This window comes from Pseudofrankia saprophytica (assembly GCF_000235425.2).
GTDB lineage: Bacteria > Actinomycetota > Actinomycetes > Frankiales > Frankiaceae > Pseudofrankia > Pseudofrankia saprophytica.
This window is the reverse complement of record NZ_KI912266.1, coordinates 3856867-3881079: the sequence shown is the minus strand read 5'-3', so window position 1 is coordinate 3881079 and position 24213 is coordinate 3856867. Positions and strand designations below refer to the sequence as shown.

11 protein-coding genes and 1 pseudogene are annotated in these 24213 nt (G+C 74.3%); 8 read left to right on the top strand and 4 right to left on the bottom strand.

The window, feature by feature from the left end:
- Positions 1-270 precede the first annotated feature (270 nt).
- Positions 271-9762: a hypothetical protein gene (locus FRCN3DRAFT_RS0216175; protein WP_157845219.1), complete on the bottom strand. Its 9492-nt coding sequence runs from the start codon at positions 9760-9762 to the stop codon at positions 271-273.
- Positions 9763-10154: 392 nt separating this feature from the next.
- On the opposite strand from FRCN3DRAFT_RS0216175, the gene FRCN3DRAFT_RS0216170 reads away from it, so the two are divergent.
- The 3 genes from FRCN3DRAFT_RS0216170 (at position 10155) to FRCN3DRAFT_RS0216160 (ending at position 11856) form a co-directional block, all read left to right on the top strand.
- Complete coding sequence (locus FRCN3DRAFT_RS0216170; protein WP_007515931.1) at positions 10155-11135, top strand: hypothetical protein; 981 nt, start codon at positions 10155-10157, stop codon at positions 11133-11135.
- 53 nt (positions 11136-11188) lie between these two features.
- Positions 11189-11485 carry a hypothetical protein gene (locus tag FRCN3DRAFT_RS0216165; RefSeq protein WP_007515930.1) on the top strand — a complete coding sequence of 99 codons (297 nt, stop codon included), beginning with the start codon at positions 11189-11191 and terminating at the stop codon, positions 11483-11485.
- A gap of 62 nt (positions 11486-11547) precedes the next feature.
- Positions 11548-11856, top strand: a complete 309-nt coding sequence (locus FRCN3DRAFT_RS0216160; protein WP_007515929.1) for a WXG100 family type VII secretion target — start codon at positions 11548-11550, stop codon at positions 11854-11856.
- A gap of 72 nt (positions 11857-11928) precedes the next feature.
- Here the strand turns inward: FRCN3DRAFT_RS0216160 and FRCN3DRAFT_RS0216155 are convergent, their stop codons facing one another.
- Positions 11929-12540 (bottom strand): TetR/AcrR family transcriptional regulator, encoded by a 612-nt coding sequence (locus tag FRCN3DRAFT_RS0216155; protein ID WP_027140643.1) that lies wholly within the window; start codon positions 12538-12540, stop codon positions 11929-11931.
- Positions 12541-12627: 87 nt separating this feature from the next.
- Here FRCN3DRAFT_RS0216155 and FRCN3DRAFT_RS0216150 point away from each other — a divergent pair, with 87 nt between their 5' ends.
- The 5 genes and pseudogenes from FRCN3DRAFT_RS0216150 to FRCN3DRAFT_RS0216135 all read left to right on the top strand — a co-directional run bounded on the left by FRCN3DRAFT_RS0216150 (position 12628) and on the right by FRCN3DRAFT_RS0216135 (position 17379).
- On the top strand, positions 12628-13062 hold the full coding sequence (locus FRCN3DRAFT_RS0216150; RefSeq protein ID WP_007515927.1) for an SRPBCC family protein: 435 nt from the start codon (positions 12628-12630) through the stop codon (positions 13060-13062).
- A 153-nt stretch (positions 13063-13215) separates the two neighbouring features.
- A pseudogene (locus FRCN3DRAFT_RS58165) lies at positions 13216-14304 on the top strand (chorismate-binding protein); the annotation flags it as partial.
- A 337-nt stretch (positions 14305-14641) separates the two neighbouring features.
- Positions 14642-15193 (top strand): glutamine amidotransferase-related protein, encoded by a 552-nt coding sequence (locus FRCN3DRAFT_RS58160; protein ID WP_232794058.1) that lies wholly within the window; start codon positions 14642-14644, stop codon positions 15191-15193.
- 363 nt (positions 15194-15556) lie between these two features.
- Entirely contained in the window at positions 15557-16726 is a 1170-nt protein-coding gene (locus tag FRCN3DRAFT_RS0216140) for a DUF7507 domain-containing protein (protein ID WP_232794057.1), read from the top strand.
- A 182-nt stretch (positions 16727-16908) separates the two neighbouring features.
- Positions 16909-17379, top strand: coding sequence for a hypothetical protein (locus tag FRCN3DRAFT_RS0216135; protein ID WP_131803621.1), 471 nt, complete (start codon positions 16909-16911; stop codon positions 17377-17379).
- A 118-nt stretch (positions 17380-17497) separates the two neighbouring features.
- On the opposite strand, the gene FRCN3DRAFT_RS0216130 is transcribed toward FRCN3DRAFT_RS0216135, so the two are convergent.
- On the bottom strand, positions 17498-18469 hold the full coding sequence (locus tag FRCN3DRAFT_RS0216130; RefSeq protein WP_007515922.1) for an aldo/keto reductase: 972 nt from the start codon (positions 18467-18469) through the stop codon (positions 17498-17500).
- A 193-nt stretch (positions 18470-18662) separates the two neighbouring features.
- Positions 18663-23672 carry an FtsK/SpoIIIE domain-containing protein gene (locus FRCN3DRAFT_RS0216125; protein WP_007515921.1) on the bottom strand — a complete coding sequence of 1670 codons (5010 nt, stop codon included), beginning with the start codon at positions 23670-23672 and terminating at the stop codon, positions 18663-18665.
- Between the last annotated feature and the right edge of the window lie 541 nt (positions 23673-24213).

Here is a 24213-nt window from a genome sequence, read left to right as displayed (position 1 = left end):
GTCGGCCGACCACCCACCCACGCCTCCCCACCGCACCGCCGCCCGGTCCACTCGCGTTCATCGCGAGGTCGCCGGACGTTCCGCTGGGGTCAACGTGGCGAAGCAGACCAAGGTTCATTCGCCGGCCAGCTTGGGTTCACCTTGGTGCCCGGGTTTCACTTTGGTGACGTGAGCGCGTCGGACGAGTGACAGGACGCGCGGGCCGACGCCACATCCCGGCCGTGCCAGAGCAGACCGGCGCTCAGGCGAGCAGGGTGCGTACCGCCCTGGTCATCCCAGTAGTGCGAGCGCGGCCTCCACGTGCGGGTCCCCGTCCCCGGAGTCGGCCACGATGGGCCGGATCACCGGCCGCGGCCGGCCGGGGGGCGCCGACGTGGGGCTCGACGTCGGGGTCGCGCCGGGCGAGGACGGTGCTGTCGAGGAGGCGCCGAACCCAGGGGTGGCGCTGGACGTGGGGGTCGGCAAGGGCGTCGAGGACGACGGCGGGGCTGGGCTCACCGTGGGCGTCGCGGCTGGGCTCGACGTCGGGGTCGGGGTCGGGGTCGGCGCGGGCGGGGCGGGCGGGGCGGGTGGGGCGAAGTACTGGTCGTAGAGGTACCGGCCGGCGAGGCGCTCGACGGTGCGCTCCCCCCAGATGAAGCCGATGTCGGCCAGGCCACCGCGGTGGAAGAACCGGCCGGAGAAGTACGCGTGGGTGCCGGTCCGCACGAAGCCGATCGAGCCGCCGACCGCGAGCGAGCTCAGGGCGTAGGCCCCGCCCTCCCGCAGGGACTGACCGAAGTCGCCGTCCGACGTCACCAACGCGACGCCGGTGTTGGCCAGGAACGAGATGGCCGGGCTCGCGAGCAGTGTGGACGTCGTGTAGTCGTAGGTGATGGTGCGCCAGCGTGGCGGGTTCTCGTTGCCCGCCCACTCGTTCGACCAGTTCTTGTCCTGGTTGTACGGGTTGCGGGTGTAGTGCTTGCCGCCGTCGACGTTGGCGAGGCCATCGCGGTATCCCTTGAGCGGGCCGGGCTCGTGCAGCGCTGACACCCCGCCCTTGAGCACGCTGTTGATGAACGCGCCCAGCACGCCGCCGCGCAGGAACTCCTCCATGGTCAGGTTCCGGTGCTCGGTGGCCTGGAAGTAGATCTCCTGGGAGAGGGTGCGGGCCGCGAGGTCGATGGTGAACTCCTGCGCCCAGTCGAGCGACAGCTTCGTCCAGACCCGCCGCGGGACCGAGATGAACTCGCCGGCGAGCCCGTCCGTCGCGAGGAACTGGCGGCGGTTGGCCTCCCGCAGGTAGCGGTTTACGCCGCGGAACTCGTTGGTCGCGCCGCGGAAGTCGATCTCGCGGCCGACGATCTCCGTCCGCTCGCCGCCGGTGATCGTGCGCCGGCCGAGGGCGTCACGCTCGTAGATCCGCCCGCTCAGCGTGCGGTGACGCAGCAGCTTCCCGTCGACGTCGGTCTCCCGCCACTGCTGGTGGAAGTTCTCGGTCTCCCGGAAGATCCCCGGCCGGTTCGCGACCTCGAGCCGCTGGCGGAACACCCCGCCGAGGTCGAACTCGCGCCACTGGCCCCAGCCGGACGGCAGGTCGGGCGGTCGGGGCGTGCGGTACTCGCGGACGCGGCCCCCGGCCGACTCCCGCAGCACGTGGCCGTTCGCGTCGACGTCGCGCCAGTCCGCCGCGGCGCGGCCCGCCGGCGCCTCGGTGACCCAGCGGCCGGACGGGTCCGAGGAGGCGCCCCGCGCGCGGAACTCACGGGTGCCGACGGAGGTGACGTCCTCGACCCCGTCGGCGTCGTAGCGCGCCGAGTGCCAGCCGCCGGCGGCGTCGCGCTGCGCCCGCAGCGTCGTGCCCGCCTCGAGCGAGCGCAGGTCGCGCACCAGGTGAAGCTCGCCGTCGGTACCACGGACGAAGTCGCGGTAGGAGTCGTCCCACGCGCCGGTCCAGCGCTCGGCCCGGCCACTCACCCGTAGCCCCGCCGTCCCGTCGGCGTGCTCCCAGGCCCAGTCGGCCTTGCGCGGGTCGCCGTGCCCGGCGACGACGGCCTGGCCGCCGCCGCTCGGCCAGGCGTCGGACCGGGCCACGACCTGGCCCATCGTGTCGTGGGTGACCGAGACCGCGTCGGGGTCGCGCGGGAGGGGCCGCCCGTCCACGAGACGCGACGGATCGTGGACGGGCCGGCCGCCGGGGGCGTAGGTGACGACGTCACCGTTGTCGGCAACGGTGTGGCGGACGACGACCGTGCGGTCGCCGCCCGGGGCGCGCTCGGTCATCGTGTCGACCCAGTGATGGCCCTTCTCGGCGAAGTGCCGCTCGCCGGTCGCCACGACGTTCCGCTTCCCGTCGAGCTGGCGCCAGCTCAGCGTGCGGCCGCCCTCGCCGGGGACGCCGCCGGAGACGGACTCCCAGGTGCCGTCGGCACGGCGGCCGATCTCCACCGTGTGGCCGTTGTCCAGCTTGAGGGTGCCGCGGACCAGGTAGCCGTCGACGGTGTAGTCCGAGAACGACCCGTCCGGCCGGACGGTGCGCACGCCGGTGGCGGCGCGCTCGTCGACGACGAGGTGTTCGCCGTCCGGCAGCCGCTCCGTCCAGCGATACACCTGGAAACGGCTGTCCCCACGCAGGAAGCCGGTGTTCGGGAAGTCGACCGTGCCGTAGTGGCCGAACCGGGCGAGCCGCGAGACGGTCCTGCCGCCCGGCCCGCCGAGGCTCTCCGGCGTCTTCCACAGCTGGTGCGGCGGGCGCTGCTCGGTGAAGCGGGTGAGATGAAGGCCGTTGCCGCCCGCCAGCCGTTCGAGGGAGGCGGTCTCCTTGCTCTGCGGGGAGAACTGGGTGAACGTGTCGCGCAGCTGGCCGGAGTCGTCCAGGTGATGCTCGACGTAGTGGAAGGCGTCGCGGGTCCGGTGCATGAAGTAGCGGTACCGCTGCGCGACCTGGTCGGTCCCGTCCGTGTAGTCGACCCAGTCGCCCAGTCGCCCGTGCCAGTGCCGGACCCGCCGTCCCGCGAGCACCTCGTTGCCGGTGCTGTCGTAGCGGCGCCAGCGCCAGCCCCCGTCAGGGTGCCGGTCGGCGCGCACGATGCCGCCGTCGGACATGTGCAGGTATTCGCGCTCTTTGCGGCCGAACGCGCCGAGGTCCCACCACATGCCGTCGATCTCGTCGAACCGGCGCAGGCCCCGGCCGGCCAGGTCGCCGAGCAGGCCGTCACCGAGCCGGTCCCACTGAAGCCAGTGCAGCCGTCCGGCCACGTCGCCGACGTGGCCGCCGCGTTCGGCGAACAGCTCGAGGTACCGGTCACCGAGCCGCCCCTCGGCGGGCAGCGTCGCACGGATGTAGAACGTCGTCCCATCCGCTCCGGCGAGGACGAGCTCCCCGGCCCGGCCGCGCGCGATCACACCCTGCGCGCCGTAGGCGACCTTGCCGCTCGGCCCGGACAGTTGAACGCCGTGCCGGTCGACCCGACGCCAGGTCCCGGCGGCGTGGTCGATCTCGAACCGGGTGCCGTCCGGGCGGCCGCGGCGGTCGAGCCAGCTCACCCGCTCGGACAGCGGCTTGCCGCCACGGTCGTAGACCCGGACGTCGCCGCGGTGAGGGCCGTCGGTCGTGTCGATCACGCGGTACCGGTCACCGGCCCGCGTGACGTCGACGCCGCCGATCGGCCGGCCGTTGCCGTCGTGGTAACGGGGCGTCGGCGCGCCGCCGCCCGGGTCCGGGTGCTCACGGATGTGCCCGTCGCCGAACTCGCGCTGAGGGCCACGGGGTGCCTGGCCGGCGCCGGCCACCCCCGAGCCGTGCGCCCCGCCTGACGCCGAGCCGTGCGCCCCGCCTGGCGCCGAGGGGTGCGCCGGCGTCGAGATCGGCGGGTGCCCCGTGCCCGACGCCGAAGCATGGGTGGACGTCGAGCCATGACCCCTGGGCGAGGGCCGGCTGTGCTCCTGTACCGACACCGAACCGTGCCCGCCGGCCGGCGCGGGGCCATGCGCCTCCCCCGGCACCGAGCCATGGGTCGCGGGCTCCGGCGCGAGGTGGCGGAGGGGTTCGGGGCGCGCGGCCGGGTCGAGGTGCGGGGCCCGCGGCTGGCCCAGCGCCGCCGCACGCCGGCGCAGCAGCGCGTCGCGCAGGTCGAACAGGCCGTCGCGCAGATCGAAAAGGGCGTCGAGCTGCACCGCGCCGGCGTCGCCGCCCAGCGCCTCCAGGCGCGGGAAGAACTCGTGTGCCCAGTCACGGGCCGCCTGCATCCGCTCGACGCGCGTCGAGGCTGGGACGAAGTCACCTATGAGCCCGTCCGTCGCGAGCAGCTGGCCGCGGCTCATGCCCCGCGGGGACGGGCCTCGGCCCGGGAACCCGCCGGACGGCCCGGACGGCCCGGAGGGGCCAGACGGGCCAGACGGGCCGGACGGGCCGGACGGGCCGGGCTCGCGGCCGACGATCCGCGACCGCCCAAACGGGTCACGGTCCCAGATCCGCCCGCTCATCGACCGGTAGCGCAACAGCCTCCCGTCGGGGTCGGTCTCCCGCCACTGGCCGTGCCCGTGCTCCGTCTCCCGGAAGATCCCGGGCTCGGTCTCCCGCCGCTCGCGCAGCACCGTGCCCAGGTCGTGCTCGCGCCACTCGCCCCACCCGGGCGGCGCGTCCACCGGCCGAGGCAGGCCGCGCTCCACGACACGCTCGGCCCCTGGGTCGAGCAGGTCGTCGAGTTTCTCCCGCTCGAGCCAGCTGTACTCCAGGATCCGGCCGTCGGTGGACTCGCGGACGACCACCAGACCGTCCTCGGTCGCCGCGACGTCGCGCCAGTCGGCCGCCGCCCGGCCCGGCGGCGCGTCCGGCGCCCAGTGGTCGCCGGGCGCATGGCCGTCACCGGGCCGCTTCCACTGGCGGGTGGCCAGCTCTCCGGGCTCCGCGACTCCGTCGGCGCCGAACCGCCCGGAGCGCCAGGTGCCCTCCGCGTCGCGGTAGGCCCGCAGCGTGGACCCGTTCTCGAGTGAGCGCAGGTCGCGGACCAGGTGGAGCTCGCCGTCGGCGCCGGCGACGTAGTCGCGGTAGGACTCGTCCCAGCTGCCCGTCCACCGCTCGCCGCGTCCGCTGACCCGCGGACCGGTCGCGCCGTCGGCCTCCCACACCCAGTCGCCCCCGCGAGGCTCGCCGTGGCCCCTGACCATCGACAGCCCGTCGTCCACCGCCCAGTGGTCGGTGCGGGCGACGACCCGGCCCATCGGGTCACGGGTGACGGAGACCGCGTGGGCGTCCTGGGGGTGCGGCCCGGTGTGGTGGGTCCCGGTGGCGGGCGGCTCATACCGGGGCCGGTCCCCGGGGGCATAGGTGACGACGTCGCCGTTGTCGTTCGCGGTGTGGCGGACGACCACCGTGCGTTCGCCGCCGCCGGGCCCGGGCTCGGTCGCCGTGTCGACCCAGTGGCGGCCGTCGGCGGCGAAGTGCCGCTCGCCCGTCGCCACCTCCGTCGGGCCGTCGAGCTCACGCCAGCGCAGCGGGGCGCGTCCCCCGTCGCCGGGCCGGCCGTCGAGGACCGACGCCCACCGGCCGTCGACTTCGCGGCCTACCTCCAGGACGTGGCCGTCGTCCAGCCGGAAGGTTCCGCGCACGAGATGACCACCGGCGAAGTCGGAGAACGACCCGTCGGGCCCGACGACCCGGGCGCCGCTGGCGAGGGGCTCGCCGCCGGCGGGTCGCTCCGTCCAGCGGAACACCTGGAGTCGGCCGTCACCGCGCAGCCAGGCCGCGCTCGGGAAGTCCACCGCCTCGTGCCGGATCCCGCCGGTGGCCCGGGCGACGAACCGCCCTGCCTGCCTCTCCAGCTGCTCCGGAGTCGTCCCGTGGCGGCTGGGCGGACGCCAGTCGGCGGCGTGCCGGATCTCCAGCTCGTTGCCCCCGGCCACGTGCTCGAGGCGCTCGGTCATCGAGCCCCGCGCCGAGTACTGGGTGTAGGCGTCGCCGACGCGGTGGTCGCGGGCCAGGCTGTAGACCGAATGGTCGATGGTCAGGTCGCGCTCGAGATAGTGGAACGCGTTCCTGGGCCGGTTCGCCCAGCCGAAGTACCGCTGGGCGAAGGCCTCCGAGTCGGCGTGCCGGTCGGCCCAGCCGCCGCGGCTCCAGTAGCGCCGCCCGTCCATGACCTCGATGCCGTCCTGGTAGCGGGTCCAGAACCAGTGCCTGTGCGTGTACCAGTGGTCGCGCAGGCCGCTGTCCGCGCGGACGATGCCGCCGTCGTGCGTCTCCGCGTAGGTGCGGACCTTCCGGCCGAGGCCGTCGACGTCCGACCACATGCCGTCGATGTTGCCGTCCACGCGCATGCCGCGGTCGACCAGGCGGCCGCCCAGCTCGCCGTAGTACAGCTCGCCGGGGCGCGCCAACCCGCCGGGGCGCACGAGATCCTCGGGGCGCATCGACTCGCGGATCTGTTGCAAATCGCCGGTGCGCAGCAGCTCGTCGAGCCGCCGCTCGGCGCCCGGGAGCCGCTCGGGAGCGATGCGCTGCAGGTCCCCCGCTCGTTCCCACTCGAGCCAGTGCTGCCGCCCGCTGACGTCGCCGAGACGGCCTCCGCGCTCGCCGAACAGCTCCAGCCAGCGGCTGTGCGCCACCTCCCCCTCCCAGCGGTCGGGAAGCGAGGCGCGGACGTAGAAGACCGTCCGGTCGGCGTCCCCGTCGCCTCGCAGGATGAGCTCGCCCTGGCGGCCGCGGTCCACGAAGCCCTGGGAGCCGTACGCCGCCCGGCCGCCCTCGCCGGCGAGCTGGTCGCCGTGCGCGTCGAGGCGGGTCCAGCGCCCGGCCTGGTGGTCGATGTCGAACCAGGTGCCGTCGGGCCTGCCCCGGCGGTCGAGCCAGCTCACCCGTTCACGGGCGAGGCCGCCGTCCGGGCCGTGTACCCGGTAGTCGCCGTCGTGCGGGCCGCCGGAGATGTCGGTGACGCGGTACCCGTCGTGGTCGCGCACGATGGCGAAGTCATCCGGCGGCAGGCCTAGGTCGGCGTGGCCGCGCGGGATCGACTCGCCGCCGCCGGGCGGCGGTGCCCCGTCAACGGCCGCCTGCTGCTGTTGCAGCGGCTGCTGCCGTAGACCGGCGCCGTCATCCCCGGAGTGCGCGGCGGCTCGGGCCGGCGGCGGGTCGGCGTGCACGGCCGCATGGGCCGGCGACGGGTCACCGGTTGTAAGGGAGCGCGCCACGTCGTCGCCCGTGCCCGTACCCGTGCCGGCGCCATGGCCGAGCGCCGCCAGGTCGGACTCGGCCTGGGCCAGGTGCGCCTCGGCCGCGCGCCTGCCGACCAGCGCGTCGAGGAGCGCGTCCGGGTCGTGCGCACCGGTGACCAGCGCCGTGTCGAAGGCGGTGTGTGCCTGGGTGACCTGCGCGGCGGCCCGCTGGTGCGCCGCGGCGGCCTCCGGCGCCCGGAACTCGGGGCGGACGGGGACGCGGGCGGGGTCGGACGCACCCGCGCCCGACGCGGCGCCCGTCTCGGCGCCGCGGGGCCGGGCGGCGACGCCGGCGGTCTCCGGGCGGCGCACGGCGGCGTCGAGACCGGCCTCGCCTTGACCAGCGCTGGCCGAGTCCACCCGGTGCGACGCGCCGGCCGACCCGGCCTCGTCGAGCGAGCCACCCGGCGCGTGTGCCGCCGGCTCGGCCAGCCCACGCCCGGCGAGCTCACGCCCGGCCTGTGGCGTACCCGGTGCCTGGGCGGACGCCGTCCGGGCCGCGGCTGGATCGCCATGAGCCCTGTCCAGCCTGCCAGCGGGGACAGCCCTGCCTTCCGCGCCGGGCAGGCCGTGGACATCGCGGGCGCTGGCCGGGCCGATCCGCACCTCGGCGCCGTCCATGGTGATCTCCCGGCTCACCGCGGAACCTCGCGGGCCCGTGCCGGTAGCGGCCGCTGGCCGGGACGCCGCCGTGTCGACCGCGTCGACCGGGGACGACCGAAGGGGCTGCTCGGCGTGAGGGGTCGAGCCAGATGCCGACAGCCGTGGGTCGGCGCCGACGGTGTGCGCGTCGGCGATGTGCGCCCCGGCGGTCGCCGGTTCGGCGTCGGTGAAGGTGAACGCGATGCGGTCACCCCCGCCGCGGGTCACGGTGACGGGTGCGTCGCCCGTCAGGATGGCCCGCTGCTCGACCGGCCGGAAACCCGCCAGGCTCTCGCCCAGGTGCCCCGCCATCCGGGTGGACCCGAGCAGGTCGACCATCCCGGTCGCCCGGGCCATGTGCGCCGGCGCGAACGCCGACAGCGCGCCCGCGTGGGCAGGCAGCGCTCCAGCCGCGGCGAACCCGCCGGCACCGGCGAGCATCGGGACCCCGGTGTGATCCACCAGGCCCATGAACCCACCCGCCGCGCCGACGTGCGGCACGAGGAGTCCGGACGCGCTGGTCGAGAAGCCGGCGGACGCGCCGGCGGGTTCGAGCAGCCCCGACAGGCCCGGCTCGAAGCCGAGCGTGTGGCCGGGCCCGCCGAACAGGCCGGCGGAGCCAAGCGGGCTCGTGGAGCCGAACAGGCCGGCGGAACCAAACGGGCTGGTGGAACCGAACGCGTGGCTGCCAGGCGCGAACCGCGCATGATCCATCCCGCCGGCTCCCGACAGGCCGACCGGACCATGCCCGCCGAAGAGCGGGTGCCCACCGAACGGCAACGGGCCAGTGGACGGCGAGTAGACGCCGGACGGCGGGTGGCCGCCGAGGCCGCCGAGGGCGTGGGCCCCACCCGCGATGCCGTCGGCGACGTAGTGGGCCGGGTTCAAATACTCCGGTATGCGCAGTCCGCGGCCCAGAACCGACAGCTTGAACGCGCCCCGCAGGCCATAGACACCGATCTCGTCGGCCTCCAGCGGCGTGAAGATCCGCAACCATTTTCCCTGGAGGAACTGGTTGGCGAAACCCGACTTCAGGCTCTGCCACGGGTGCAGGCCCGCCAGCCGCTCGAACGGACGCAGTCCCATCAGCGCCTTCGGCAACTGGACGAGGGTGACGAAGCCGCGCAGCGCGAGCACCCGGGAGGCGTCGGCCGCCTTGCCGAGTACGGCGACGACGTCCCATGTCCTGCCCATCACGAGGGACAGCGTCATCACGCGGGAGAAGTCCCAGGCAGTGATGGCTACCTTGCCCGCACCCTTCAACAGGTCCAGCGCCCCCGCACCCAGCGCCTTCCACGTCTTCAGCGCCATCAGCGGCCTCGTCGTCGGTGCCACCGCCATCAACAGGCCGAACAGCAATCCCCAACCATCCGTCTTGCCGGTGGCGTAGTCGACGACGGCCTTGACGGCGAGCACCGCGTTGAGCGCGAACGCGAGCAGGCCGAGCGGGCCGCCGACGACGATCGCGACCAACGTGACCACGATCGCGACCTCGTTGAACGCGTCCCAGAACTGCTCGCAGCCCGTCTTCGGCGACACGATCGCCCTCGCCGCGGTCCGGATCGTCTGCGCCGCCGCCGACGCGGCCCTACCCAGATCCGCCTGCGCGTTGATCGCGTCCGTCTGCAACCCCGCCAGGGCCGGATCATCCGGCGCGAGCCCCTCCGCCTGGGCATGCGCCGCATCCGCACGGCCCTGCGCGTCACGCATCGCCCTTATATAGCCACGAACAGCCGGCTCCGCCTGGTCAAACGCACTGTGAACACCCGCGATGAAGTTACGAATCGCACCGTTCACCGTGTCCCGCAGATAGTCCGCCGTCTTACCGACGAACACCCCGTCGCCAGTGCTGGCGACGACGCCCGTCAACTGCTCATGGACGGTGGTCGCCTGCCGACGCATCTTCCACATGAAATCCGCGACACCCACCAGCGCATCCGGATCACCCGGCGTCGGATCCCCCTCCAGGTGGAGCCGCGACCAGTCAACCGGCCGACCACCCACCCGCGCCTCCCCACCACATCGGACCGAGGCTGCTCGCGACCAGAGCAGCCAGGTCCCGCCCTGGTGCTCGGGTGGGCTCCGGTTCGCGACGCCACTTCCTCCCCGTGGACCTCCACACTTGACGGCCAACATGGCCTGTTCTGCCGAGGTTCATGGAATTTTGATGAACCTCGGCGCTATCGCCCGCGTTGTACCGAACGGCAACCAGCGCGGGCCAGGCACTGTGTGAGGAGGGACGGCCAGATGCGGCTGCGGGATGTGCCAGCCCCCGACCGGCCGTGGCGCCGGCCGCGGGCCGCGCTGACGGGCGGTGCGCCGTGAGCAACGCGGCGGACGGCGGCGGGGGCGGGGGCGCGCCCGACCTCGTCATCGACTACTCGTTGCTGCACCGGCTCGCCGGCAACATGAAGACGCTGCGCACCAACGTCGAGGCCGACCTGAACATGTCGGGCGGCATGACGGTCGCGAGCGAGGCCGGCCCGGTGAGCACCGGGCACGTCGGCAACTCGTCCCTGTACGGCGCCCTCGTCGCCTTCTACCGGGCCACGCAGGGGCCGTTCAGTGACGCGCTCGACGCGCTGGACCAGCTGTCCAACCTGTTCGGCGGCATCGCCGACGCGTACTTCAACGTCGACGCGGACCTGAAGTCGAGCGGGCTGGACACCCTGGCGCAGATGGCCGGCGGCGACTGGCAGTCGCAGAAGGCGGCCTACGACGACTACCTGAAGCGCAAGGCCGACGGGACCTGGCCTGCCGACCAGCCGCCGCCGCCGAAGCCGGGCGACAATCCGTCGGGAACGCCCGCGCCGGGCACCCAGGTGACCTACGACGACCATGGCCGGGTCCTGACGCAGACGACGACCGTCACCACCTCCGACGGCCAGAGCTACACCAAGACGGTCACCTATGACTACGGCGACGGCAAGGCGCCCCCCGAGTACAGCGCCACGGTCACCTACGCCGGCGGCGAGACCATGACGCTGCACAAGCAGAACAACGCGGACGGCTCCTACACGGTCACCAGCGTCACGGACGGCAAGACGTCGACGTCGACAGTCATGCCCAGCGTCGACGGCTCGTACAGCCAGCGCGACGTCAACCCGGACGGCGCCGTGACCAGCACCGTCATCGGCGGCAACGAGTTCGGCGGCTACACGAAGACGGTCACCAACCCGGACGGCAGCAAGGACATCTACACCGGTGACCCGAACACGAACGCCTGGACGACGACGGCGCATGTGGACAGCCCGGACGTCCCGGCGGACGGTGACCCGAACCTGCAGTGGACCGGGCCGTAGCCCGCTCGCATTCCCCGAACCATTCCGCGCGTCGAAACCTCGAAGGAGGCCCTGTGGCCGACATCAGTGTCAACTACGAAGCCGCTCAGCTGGTGGCGGGCAGCCTCAACGGCGCCGTCGAGAACATCGTGCCGCAGCTCGTCGCCCTGCAGGGCGCGGTGAACGCCCTGTTGACCAGCGACGGCGGCCTGTGGATGCAGAGGTCGAGCCCGATACTCGCGCAGAACTACCAGACGTTCAACACCTCCGCGACGAACGCGGTGACGAGCATCAACAGCTTCGCGGCGCAGTTCAACGGCATCGTCACACAGCTGCAGGCGATGGACGCCCAGCTGTCCGGCGCCAAGTAGCCGACGACCGACCGGACAGCGGACAGCGGACAGCGGACAGCGGACAGCGAGGAGACCGGACCATGGCGGACGTCAAGATCGACTATGCGCAGGTGAACGGGGTCGCGAACCAGCTGCAGAACCAGGGTGGCGACATCCAGGTCCAGCTGGGCGCGCTGCAGCGGCAGGTCGCCTCCCTGCTCACCCCCGAGGGCGGGCTGTGGATGGCACTGTCCAGCCCGGTGCTGAACGCCAACTACGAGAGCTTCAACACGTCGCTGACGCAGGTCATCGCCAGCATCGGCCAGTTCGCCACGACCTTCCAGACGATCGCACAGAACTTCCAGCAGATGGACCAGAGCATCGCCACCCCGGGCGCCGCGGACGGCTGAGCCGCTCCCGCCCTCGGACGTCCCGGTCGGGTGGGCCGGCGTCACCGCCGGCTTCCACCCGCACAACCCGCACTACCCGCGTTCCCGCTCGAACGCCGCGAGGCTCCGTTCCATCGCCTGGCTGACGCCTTCGAGGTCGCCCGTGGCCAGCAGGTCCAGCAGGAGCCCACGGGTGGTGGCCAGGCCGAGCCGGGCCTGCGCTCGCGCGGCCTGCGGCGTCATGCCGTCCTGCTCCAGGATCTCCGCGAGTGGCCCGAGCCAGTCCTCGACGACCCCGTCCAGCAGCGGCCGGGCATAGGGGCGACCCTGTAGCGCCTGGCCGTAGATCTCGAAGAAGAGCCGCTCGAACGGCGCCAGCGCCGGGGCGCTCAGGCGTTGCCACATCAGCCGCCCCAGTTCGGCGGCGGAGGTGACCGGTTCGCGGCGCAGCTCGGCGAGCGCGGCCCGCTGCTGTTCCTCCATCGCGCGCACGACCTCGACCAGCAGGCCGTCCCGTGAGCCGAAGTGATAAATGATCATCCGGTGGCTGGTGCCGAGGGCGGCCGCCAGCTGGCGCAAGCTCACGTCGCCTATCCCGTGCTCGGCCAGGTACGCGATCGTGTCGCGCAGCAGGGCCTCCCGAGCACCGCCTCCCATTTCCGGTCCGCTTCTCGGGCTGTCCGCCGGCCGACGTTGCGAGCTCACGTACCAAATGGTACATGTACCAACTGGTACGGAACGCGGCGACGCTCGCCGCGTCGACTCGCTCGGACCGTTCCTGGGAGGCATGCCATGTACTACGAGACTTCGGTGACCATCGACGCCACGGCCGACGAGGTGTGGACGGTGATGCGGGACGTGGAGCGCTGGCCCGACTGGACCCCGACCGTGACCAACGCGCGCACCGACGACGGCGAGCTGCGCGAGGGCAGCGTCGTCCGGATCCAGCAGCCCAGGCTGCCGGTGGCCACCTGGACCGTGAACGACCTGAAGCCCGGACAGGGCTTCTCCTGGATCTCCAAGGCCACCGGGATGACCACCCTCGCGGAGCACCGCATCGCGCCGGCAGCGGCGGGCGACGGCGTGACCGTGACCCTGAGCCTGCGGCAGTCCGGGCCGCTGGCGCCGATCGTCGGCCTGTTCATGGCCCGGCTCGTCCGCCGCTACGTCGACACCGAGGCCCAGGGCCTGCGCGGGCGCTGCGAGCGGGTAGGGTCTGGCACGTGATCGCGCGAATGAGTTCCTGGTGGCCCGCCACAGTGGCGGCCCACCTCTCCCGCGCGTAACCCCATCCGCGGCCGCCCACTCCGGCGGCCGCCATCGATCCCTCTCGGGCGCGGTGCCGCCGGACGCGGCAGCCCTGCCCCGTGAGGAACGACCATGGACCTGCTCCAGCACCTGCTCACCGCCGTCGCCGCGGGAGGCGACCCGGGCCCGTTCGCACTGCTGCGCCGGGAGGGCACCGACCACCTCGAGGTGCTGCGCGGCGAGACCGACGCCGTCGGCCGGCTGGCCGACATCCCGCTGCCGGCCGGGCCGGCAGGGTCGGCCGGGCCCTGCACGCTCGCCGTCGTGCCATACCGGCAGATCATCGAGCGCGGCTTCGCCTGCCTCGACGACGCGGCACCGCTGGAGTGCCTCCAGGTCACCGGGTACGAGCGGGTGCCGCTGCCCGCCGCGCTGGCCGCCCTGCCCGACGAGGCCGTCACCGCCACCGGCGGGCGCTTCGACGTCAGCGACGACGAGTACGCCGAGACGGTCGGCACCGTGCTGCGCGACGAGATCGGCCGCGGCGAGGGCGCGAACTTCGTCATCCACCGCACCTACACCGCGTCCGTCGTCGGATCGCCGCTGGCGGCCGGGCTCGCCGCGCTGCGCCGGCTGCTCACCGGCGAACGCGGCGCGTACTGGACGTTCCTGGTCCACACCGGAACGCGGATCCTGGTCGGCGCCACCCCGGAACGTCACGTCAGCGTCGACGACGGGCTGGTGATGATGAACCCGATCAGCGGAACCCACCGGCGGCCGCACTCCGGCGCGGGCTCCGACGCGGACCGTGCGGCGCTGCTGCGTTTCCTCGCCGACCCCAAGGAGATCGACGAGCTGTACATGGTGCTCGACGAGGAGCTGAAGATGATGGCCCGGGTCGCGGAGCACGGCGGCCAGGTCATCGGGCCCTACCTGAAGGAGATGTCGCACCTCACCCACACCGAGTACCTGTTGGCCGGCCGCACCCGCCTCGACGTCCGCGCGGTGCTGCGCGAGACGATGTTCGCCCCGACCGTCACCGGCAGCCCGCTGGAGAACGCGTTCCGGGTCATCGCCCGGCACGAGGGGCGCCCCCGGCGCTACTACGCCGGCGTGCTCGCCCTGCTCGGCCACGACGAGGCCGGGCGGCAGACGCTCGACGCGCCGATCCTGATCCGCGCGGCCGAGATCTCCCCCGCCGGCGAGCTGCGCGTCCCGGTCGGGGCCACCCTGGTGCGCCACTCCACCGCCGCCGGCGAGGTGGCCGAGACGCACACCAAGGCGGCCGGGGTACTCACAGCGCTGGGACTACGGCCGGTTCCGGAGCAGGGGGCCACGGCCGCGGCCGCGGCCGTCCACGGGCACGCCGCGCACCGGCGGCGCCGACGACGCCCACGCCCCGGCGGCGACCGACCCGCGGGTCGCGGCCGCGCTCGCCGCGCGCAACACCCACCTGGCCCGCTTCTGGCTGGAGGAACGGTCGCCGGGGACGACCACGGTGCCCGCGCTGGCCGGGCGGTCGGCGCTCGTCGTCGACGGCGAGGACACCTTCACCGGGATGCTCGCCCACCAGCTGCGCGCCCTCGGCCTCACGGTCACGGTGCTGCCGTGGCACCAGGCCGGCGACGCCGCCGGCTTCGACCTGGTCGTGCCCGGCCCGGGACCGGGCGACCCGACCCTGCGGCACCACCCGAAGATGGCGGCCATGCGTCGGATCATCGCCGACCTGCTGGACCAGCGACGGCCGATGCTCGCCGTCTGCCTCGGGCACCAGCTCCTGGCCGGGCTGCTCGGGCTGCGCCTGCACCGGCGCGACGCGCCGTACCAGGGGCTGGCCCGAGAGATCGACCTGTTCGGCCAGACACGCCGGGTCGGCTTCTACTCGACGTTCACCGCCCTGTCCGACGCCGACGAGATCGCCACGCCGCACGGCGTGGTCCGGCTCGCCCGGGACGGTCACGAGGGCGGCGGCGGTGAGGTGCACGCGCTGCGTGGACGGACCTTCGCCGGCCTGCAGTTCCACCCCGAGTCGGTGCTCAGTGAGGACGGCCTCCAGATCCTGCGCGATCTGCTGACGGAGCTGCTGCCCGCGCCGGCGCACCGGGCCTGAACGCACCGTCAGCTGGCGTACGGATTCCTCAAGGTCATCGGCGTCCGTGACGTCGAGTGCGCCAGGGGCTTGGCCGTCAGTGACACGCGGAGCGGCGTGACCTCGCACGTCGGTCACTCTGTGTGACTATTCCCGTGGCTCCTTTTGGTCTGCCAGGGACGACGGCCACAGCCCGGCACCGTGGGGGGCCGGCCGGGGCCGTCACGGCGGGTCGCGACGGTGGCCCCAGGCCCGGTCCGGGCGCCGCCGACACACGCGAGGGAGCGCACCGCGATGTCGAGACAGGTCCCACCCGGTCCCGTCGGCCACGCGACGTCGCCTTCCGCTCATCGGCCGGGTCCTGGCCGCCACCCGTGGCGCGCGGTGCGGAGATGGGCCACCGGCCTGCTTGCCACGGTGGCCTGCGCCGGCGCCGCGGGCATCGGGGCACCGGGCGCCGTGGCCGCCCCCACCGCGCCGGCACCCGCCCTCTCGATGGCGATGAGCCCACTCGCGGTGTCCTTCGCCTCCGCCGGGATCGAGCTGCCGTTCTACTACACGATCACCAACACGGGCGGCCAGACCCTGACCAGGCTCACCGTGCACAACTCGCTACCCCGCATCACCACCAATCTCTGCCTGGAGGAGACCCTCGCCGCCGGTCAGACGACCAACTGCCTGGCGGTGTACACCACGACTGAGGCAGACGTGACGCGAGGCGGGGTGACCAACGCGGCGATCGCGAGCGCCGTCCCGCCGACCGGGCCCGCCGTGACCTCGTCGCGGTCATCCGTGACCATCCCGGCCCTCGCCGCCCCCGCGGTCGCGCTGTTCAAGAGCTCCTTCGACTACACGTTCAGCGAGGCGGGCCAGCTGGTCAGCTACATCTACCGGGTCGCCAACACCGGCAACGCGCCGCTGACCGGTGTCACCGTGCACGACCCGCACCCAGGGCTCTCACCACTGGGCTGCCAGGAAACGACGATCGCGCCCGGCGCCGCCACGTTCTGTTTCGCCCGCTACACGACGACCGCCGCGGACGTCGCCGCCGGCGAGGTGACGGACACCGCCACGGCGACAGCCACCCCGCCGACCGGACCCGCGGTCACGTCGAACCCGGCAAGCCGGACGATCCGCACCCCGCGGCCATGGCTCGGTCTCACGACGTCCGTCGCCCCGGCCCACTACTCCGCCGGCACAACGCTGCGCTTCACCTACATCGTCGAGAACTCCGGCAACGTGGTGCTGAATGACGTGACGGTGACCGACACCCTGCCCGGGCTCTCCCCCGTCGCCTGCCCATCCACCCGGCTGCGCACCGGCGAGTCGATGACCTGCACCGCGACCTACACCGCCTCCCCCGCGGACGTCGCGCGCGGCTCGGTCACCAACAGCGCGACGGCGGTCGGGACGGCGGCGAAGGGCGGCGGGCGGCCGACCGCCGGCCCCGCCACGGCGACCGCGTTCGCCGCCGGCCCGGCGACGCCAGGCACCCGCCCGTCACAGCCGCTCACCTTCCTCGTGCCGGTGCCCTTCCCGCTGCCAGTCGGCTGACGACGGACGGTGGAACTGGCCGGTGGCGGAGGTGGCTCCGTCACCGGGGATACCGGCCGTGTAACCGACGCCCGACTCGCGCCGGCATGGCAGGACCTCGGTGCTAGCCTCCGCCAACCGCACTAATCCGGGGGTTTGACGTGGTACGTACGCGCATCATCGCTGCGACGAGGACCGTGGTGGTGGTCGCGGCGGTGGCCGGCCTGACCATGATCCTGGGCGGGTGCCAGGGCGACCAGCAGCAGGAGGCCGCGCCCGCGTCAGGTGGCGTCGACGTTGCCGCATCCTCGACGCCCGCCGCCACGACATCACCTACGCCGGTCGTCACGGCACCTGCTACGCCCGTCGTCGCCGCATCCTCGGCACCCGATGGCACGGCATCCCCGTCGCCGATCGCCGCGATCGCTGACGCCGTGAAGCGTGATCCAGACATCGCCCCGGACGCGTCCGTCGAAAAGATCACGATCTCCTCGATCGATTCCACCTGGGCCTTCGCCGCCACCTCCTCACCCACCGCCGGCGGCGCCCGGGCGGTGCTGCACCAGACCGGCGGCACCTGGAAGGTCGTCAGCCTCGGCTCCGCCGAGGTCGGCTGCGGCGACGGCGTCCCCGCCGCCGTCATGGCCGAGTTCAACCTGGAATGCCCCAGCTGACCTGGGGATGCGCCGGGTTCGTGACAGCCGATCGCCCTCGACCGGGACCGCGCGGCCTGTGCCCGCGGGGCCGTCCGGGGCGCGTGCGTTCCGGCCGCACCGCCGCATCTCCGCGTCGTCAGCGTTCGATCATCCGCAGCTGCTCCTCGTTGTGGTGGTCGCCGGCCGCGGGGGTGACGCGGTCGAGCCGGTCGAGCTGCTCGGGGGTCAGGGCGACCTGGTCGGCGGCGGCGTTCTCCTCCACGCGGGCGACGCGCTTGGTGCCGGGGATCGGGGCGATGTCGTCGCCCTTGGCGAGCAGCCAGGCCAACGCCACCTGCGCGGGAGTGGCGCCCACCTCGGCGGCGACGGCGGCGACCTCGTCGGCGCTGCGCAGGTTGCGGTCGAAGTTCTCGGCGGAGAAGCGGGGATTGCTCCGGCGGAAGTCACCGGTGTCCAGCTCGCTGGCGGAGCGGATCTGGCCGGTGAGAAAGCCACGGCCCAGCGGCGAGTACGGCACGAAGCCGATGCGCAGCTCGCGCAGCAGTGGCAGCACCGCCGGCTCCGGGTCGCGGGTCCACAGGGAGTATTCCGACTGCAGGGCGGAGACCGGGTGGACGGCGTGGGCCCGGCGGATCGTGGTCACTCCGGCCTCGGACAGCCCGATGTGGCGGATCTTCCCCTCGGCGACCAGTTCGGCCAGGGCGCCGACGGTGTCCTCGATCGGCGTTTCCGGGTCGACCCGGTGCTGGTAGTAGAGGTCGATGTGGTTCGTGCCCAGCCTGCGCAGTGACCCCTCGACGGCGGACCGGACGCTCGCCGGGCTGCTGTCGAGCCCGTCGCGGCCGGTGTGCGAGATCATCCCGAACTTCGTCGCGAGCACCACGGTGTCCCGCCGGCCCTTGAGCGCCCGGCCCACCAGTTCCTCGTTGGTGTACGGCCCGTAGACCTCGGCCGTGTCGAGGAAGGTGACGCCGAGGTCCAGCGCCCGGTGAATGGTCCGGATCGACTCGTCATCGTCGCGGTCGGCCCCGCCGTAGGCGGTGGACATGCCCATCGCGCCCAGGCCGATCCGCGAGACGTCAAGATCACCTAGCTTGGCGTGCTTCATGGTCAGGTCCTTTCGGCCGTCGTCGCCGGGCGGCGCCGCGGCAAACGTCCCGATGGCGTAACCGACTCTGGCGTCCGCCGCCGCGCCAGAGGACTGCCTGGTATTCCAGGTAACAGCAGTACCTCCTTGCCAGCTGGGCCGCCACCGCTGAGGCTGCGGGCGAACTCGCGCCACTGATCAACCAGCTCGGCGGTCAGCGCAGGACGGTGTGCGGGATCGTGATGGTGCGCAGCACGCCCATCGCGTCGACGACGTGGCCGCGACCGGGGCGGATACCGGTGCGCAGCAGGCTCTGCGGGATCCGGGTGCCGATCAGGTCGCCGTCGACGGAGCTCTGCGGCGAGAGCAGCACACCCTGACGGGAGCGCTTCGCCTCGGCCAGCCAGCCGCCGAGCGCCTGGCCGAGCGTCTCGCCGCTGCCGGCGAAGGCCAGCCCGACGCCGCGGTCACGGCCGGTCGCGACGACGGCGCGCAGCGGCGGCTCCAGCGGGTTGTTGTAGCCGAGCAGGTCGACGTCGTCCACGAGCACGGCGACGGGCCGCCCCTTCCCGGCCCCGTTCCCGGTCCCGTCGGCCGCCGCCGCCCCCAGCTCCGCGAGCGCCGCGGTGAGGTCGTCACCGCTGAAGACCGGCCCGGTGAGCAGCCGGACGTCGGCATGCGCCGCGAGCCGGCGCAGCGGCGACTCGCGCGGCGTCACCACCGCCAGCGCGGTGCCGCCGGCCAGCAGTGACACGGCCAGCGTCGCCAGCGCCGTGCTGCGCCCCGCGCCGGGCGGCCCGGCGACCAGGAAGGTGTGCGCCCGCCCGGCGAGGTCGACGACCAGCGGCGCGGCGTCGTCACCGCCGAGGCCGAGCAGCGCGCGCAGCGGGCGACGGTCGGCCTCGGCGACCTGCGCGTAGGCGTCGGCGAACGTCACCGACTCGGGCAGCGCCGCGACCGGGAACGGCGCCCGGCCGGCCGGGCCGCCGCCAGCATTGTCCCCGCCAGCCGCGACCGCGCCGCCCCCGCCCGCCCCGGCCGCGCCGGTCTCGGCCGCGCGGGCCGAGGCCCCGATCTGGCGCAGCGCCTCGGCCTGTGCCTGCCCGCTCGCGTCGAGGGCCAGCAGCGCCACCTGGACCTCCGCCTGGTCCTCGGCGCGCCAGCCACGACCCGGTGGGACGACCGCCGGCACCCGGGCGGGCTGGACGTGGATCGTCATGTAGTCGGACCGCTCCGTCATCCGCAGCACCAGCTTGCTGTCGACGAGCGTCGCCGCCCGGCCGGTGAGCAGCGCGCGCTCGGAGGTCATGACGAGGTGGACGCCGACGCCGGCGCCCTCCCGCAGCAGCGCCAGCAGCAGCTCGTGGAGCCGGCCGCCGTCGTGCTCACCGAGCGTCGCGGCCAGCGAGTCCCAGCCGTCGATGAACAGGATCAGATGCGCGGGCCGCTCGGGCACGGGCAGGACCCCGCGCAGCTCGGCAAGCCCGGCGCAGGAGTGCCGGCCCAGCAGCGCCTGGCGCCGCGACACCTCGGCGGCCAGGCGTTCGAGGAGCCGGGCGAGCCGTTCGAGGTCGCCCGCGGGCACGACGGCACCGGTGTGCGGCAGCTCGGCCAGCACCGCCAGCGCCCCTCCCCCGGCGTCGATGCCATAGAAGTGGACGTCCGCGCTGGAGATCGCTCCGGCGAGCGCGCCGGCGAGCGTGCGCAGCACCTGGGAGCGGCCCGACCGGGGCGTGCCGATGACGCCGAGATGCCCGCTCGCCGCGAGGTCGCACAGCACCGGCACCTGCCGCTGCAGCGCTGGCAGGTCCGCGAGCGCGTAGGGGACGGCGGGCAGCGCGCCGGTGCGCGCCGTCGTCGCGCGGTCCGGCGCCCGGTAGCCGAGGTCGCGCAGCCGTGCGACCAGGTCGTCGACGAGCAGCCGGGTGCCGAGCGGGGGCAGCCACGGGCTCGGCCGGCCGGCGCCACCCGGGTCGGCGCCGTCGAGCAGCGCCGCCGCGCGGACCGCGTCGACGAGAACGTCCAGGTCGGTGGCGACGGCCTCGGTCGCCCCCGCGGCGGCCGGTTCCTCGCCGGTGAACGGGAGCGGCCGGCCCAGGCTCGTCCACCGCAGCGGCACCGCCGCGACCGGCCGGACGGAAGGCGCGTCACCCGCGTCTGCCGCGCTACGCGGGCCCACGACTCCACCCGTGTCACCCGCGCCGCCCAGGCCCTCGGCGTCGGTGCCGACGGGCGGCGGCGGGGGCTCGTAGCGGCCACCCGCGTAGGCCGTCTGGAACGGCACGGACGACCGGGCCGCCAGCCGGACGAGCGCCCGTCCGGGCGTCGCGGCGGGCACGAAGGCGGCATCCACGGTGTCGATGACGTCCGAGCTCTCGTGGGTGTCGGTGACGCGCAGCGCGATCCGCAGATTGGTGTTGGCCCGGATGTCGGCGGTGACGGCGCCGCCGGGGCGCTGGGTGGCCAGCACCAGGTGGACGCCGAGCGACCGGCCGCGCTGGGCGAGGCTGACCAGGCCGGGCACGAACTCCCGTACCTCGCCGACCAGCGTCGCGAACTCGTCGATGACGATGACGAGCCGGCCGAGCGGCGGCAGCGTCGGGTCCTTGGCCCGCAGCGCCCGGTAGTGCGCCAGGTCCTTCGCGGTCGCCGCGGCGAGGACCTCCTCGCGGCGGCGCAGCTCCGCGGCGAGCGACTCCAGCGCGCGGGCGGCGAGCGCCGCGTCCAGGTCGGTGACCATCCCGAGGGTGTGTGGCAGCCGGACGCAGCCGTGGAACGCGCTGCCGCCCTTGTAGTCGATCAGGACGAAGCCCAGCTCGTCCGGGTGGTTGCGGGCCGCGAGCGACGCGACGAGAGTCTGCAGCAGCTCTGACTTGCCGGCGCCGGTGGTCCCGGCGACCAGGGCGTGCGGGCCGTCGCGGACGAGGTCGAGCACGAACGGCCCGTCGAACCCGGCTCCCAGCGGGAACGCGGTCGTCGCCGGGCGGCCCCGCCAGGCGTCGGCGATCCGGCTGGCCATCCCGTCCGGCGCCACGTCCGCGAGGCCGAGCAGGTCCAGTAGCCGGACCTCGCCAGGCAGCCCGCCGGAGTCGTCCGGGGTGACGTCGCGCAGCGGGCACATCGCCCGGCTCACCTGGTCGCACCAGTCCGGTGTGACCAGGTCCTGGCGCACCCCGCGAAGCTCCGGGGCGTCCGACTGGCGGACCGTCAGCCCGTCGCCGTCGACCCGCACGACCGCGGCGCATTCCTCCGGCAGCAGCCGCTCGTCCGCGTCCAGGCACAGCGCGAACACCCGGACCGCCGGGCCCTCCTTGAGCACCTGCACGACGCCGGGCACGTCGCGCAGCCGCCGGGCGCCGTCGAGGACGACGACCACGTCCGGCTCCCGGAACAGCACCTGGCCCATCGTCGACCCGCGAGCCTTCGTCCGCGCCTTGACCAGTGCCACCAGCTCGGAGACACGGTGCGCGACGGTCTCCGGGTCGGTGCCGACGAACGCGTACGGCGCGCCGGGCGCCGGGCCGTCGGCCGGGTTCGGCCGGGCGTGCGGCAGCCAGCGCACCCAGTCCCAGCGGGCCTCCCCCAGCACGTCGGCGAGGATCTCCACACGCAGGTCCCGGGGGCTGTGCAGGACGCAGGCCTGCGCGACCAGCCAGCGGGCCAGCCCAGCCACCGTCTCGGCGGGGCCGGCCACGCCGATGACCCCCCGGCCGGCGACGTCGACCAGGACCGGGACGTCGGGGACGGTCCAGCGCACCTCGCGGGAGTAGCCGTCGACCGCCGGGTCCTCCACCTCGATCAGCGACGGCTGATCGGCGGTGCCGACCCGCAGGACCAGGTGGTCCGGGTCGGCGCGGCGGCGTTCCCAGAGCCGTCCGCCCGGCCCGGTCGCCATCAGCCACGCGGTCGCCGGGTCCGGCGCGGCCAGGCTCCTGGCGTGGCGCTCCGCGGTGACGGCCTCGGCGAGCTCGCGGTCGACCTCGGCCCGGCGGGCGCGGTAGCGGGCGGCCGCGAGGCGGAACTGGCGGCGCCCGCCGCGCCGGTCGGTGTACCAGTTCGCCACGCCCATGAGGGGCGCCATCGCCATGATGATCAGGAAGTACGTCGACCCGAAGAGCCAGACGAATGCCACGCCCATCACCAGCGGCGACAGCATCATCACCAACGGGATCGGGCGGCGGGTCGGGGTGGACGGCGGCGACGGGTAGCGCTGCCGCGAGTAGAGCAACGGCGGCACGATCCGCGGCGGCCGGTTGAAGTCACGTCCCACGACGTCCACCGACGGGGTCACGGCGGCATCCGGCTCGAACGGGTCGACCAGCCGCAGCAGGGTGTCCCCCACGGCCAAGTCGACGTCGACCGGCCACGGCCGCGAGGCAGCCGGACGGCCCGCGACCGCTCGGTCGGCGGTCCCGGCACCCGAGACGTTCCCGTTGAAGGTCAGGTCGTTCGGCGTCAGGTCGTTCGAGGCGAATGTGGTGTCGCCGGGCGCGGCCGTCGACGCGGCGCGGCCGGCCGGGCGGCCGGGCTTGCGGCGAGGGTCGCCGTGGTGGTTGACGTTCGTCGCCAGCTGGTGCTCGTCGGTACGGCGGACCGGTGCGGCGAACGGCCGGGCGAGCCGCGCGGCGTGCTGGCGGGACTCGGCGGCCGAGGGCGAGACCGCGGTGGGCGTACGGGCCAGGGCTGGTGAACTGTCGGGTGCCGGCCAGCTGACCCAGGTGTCGCCGGTGTGGCCGACGTGCAGCACCGGGCCCCGCTCGGGCAGCCCGTCGAGCCGGATCGGGCAGCCGGCCGCCGAACCGATGCCGTGCGCGCCTGGCCCGACGGCCCAGACCTGCCCGGCGTGCGGGCCGCCCACCGCGTGCACCTCGTACCAGTGCGGGTCGCGGGTCATGAGTTGCTCGCCGTCCACCGCCGACGCCGCGGTGTCCCGCCAGGGTGGCTCCGGCCCGACCGGACTGGCCGGGCCGCCGACGCCGAGCCGGGCGCCGCCGGCCAGCCCCGACTCGCGCAGGGTCGCCAGCGGGTCGAGCCGCGCGCCGTCGAGGAAGAGGTCGGAGGCAGGCGACGGCGCCGCGTCGAGGTCGTCGGCCAGGTCCCGGGCGAGCCCGGCGGCGACCGTCGCGATGGTGGTCGACGGCTTCGCCGCCAGCGCCACGTCGAGCTGGGCGCCAGACGGGAGGACGACGGTCAGCGGTACCGGACCCACGGACGAGGTCGTCATCTCGAGGCCTCCCTCGTCGATGTCGCCGCGGACGCCGACGACGCCGACGCGGACGCGGACGACGCGGCGGCCGCGGCCGGATCAGCGGCGTCCAGCGTCCCGTCGGGTTCGGCGAGGTCCGCCGCGCCGGCCGGGCCGGCCACCCTCGGCGCTCCCCCTGGCCAGGCCGTCGCGGGGCCGGCCGGCGGCAGGTGCTGGGTAGGATCCGGCGTCGCCGCCGGCATCGCGGGAACCGGCGGAGCCGCGGGAACCGACGGAGTTGTCGGAGCTGCCGGAACCGGCGGAGCTGCCGGAACCGGCGAAGCCGTCAGCACCGGTGGAACCGTGAGGACCGGCGAAGCCTCGGGCCGGGACGGCGCGAGGGCGGGTGCCGGTGGCGAATACGGTCCCGGCGGGGCCGGCACGGCTGGCTGCGAGGGGAATGCCGCCGGCACGGAAGTCGCCCATGCGGGGACGGGCCCCACAGGGGCGGGCGCCACAGGGAGCGGCCCCACGGGGGCCGGCCACATCCCCGGAGCTGGGGGCGCGGTCGCGAGTCGCG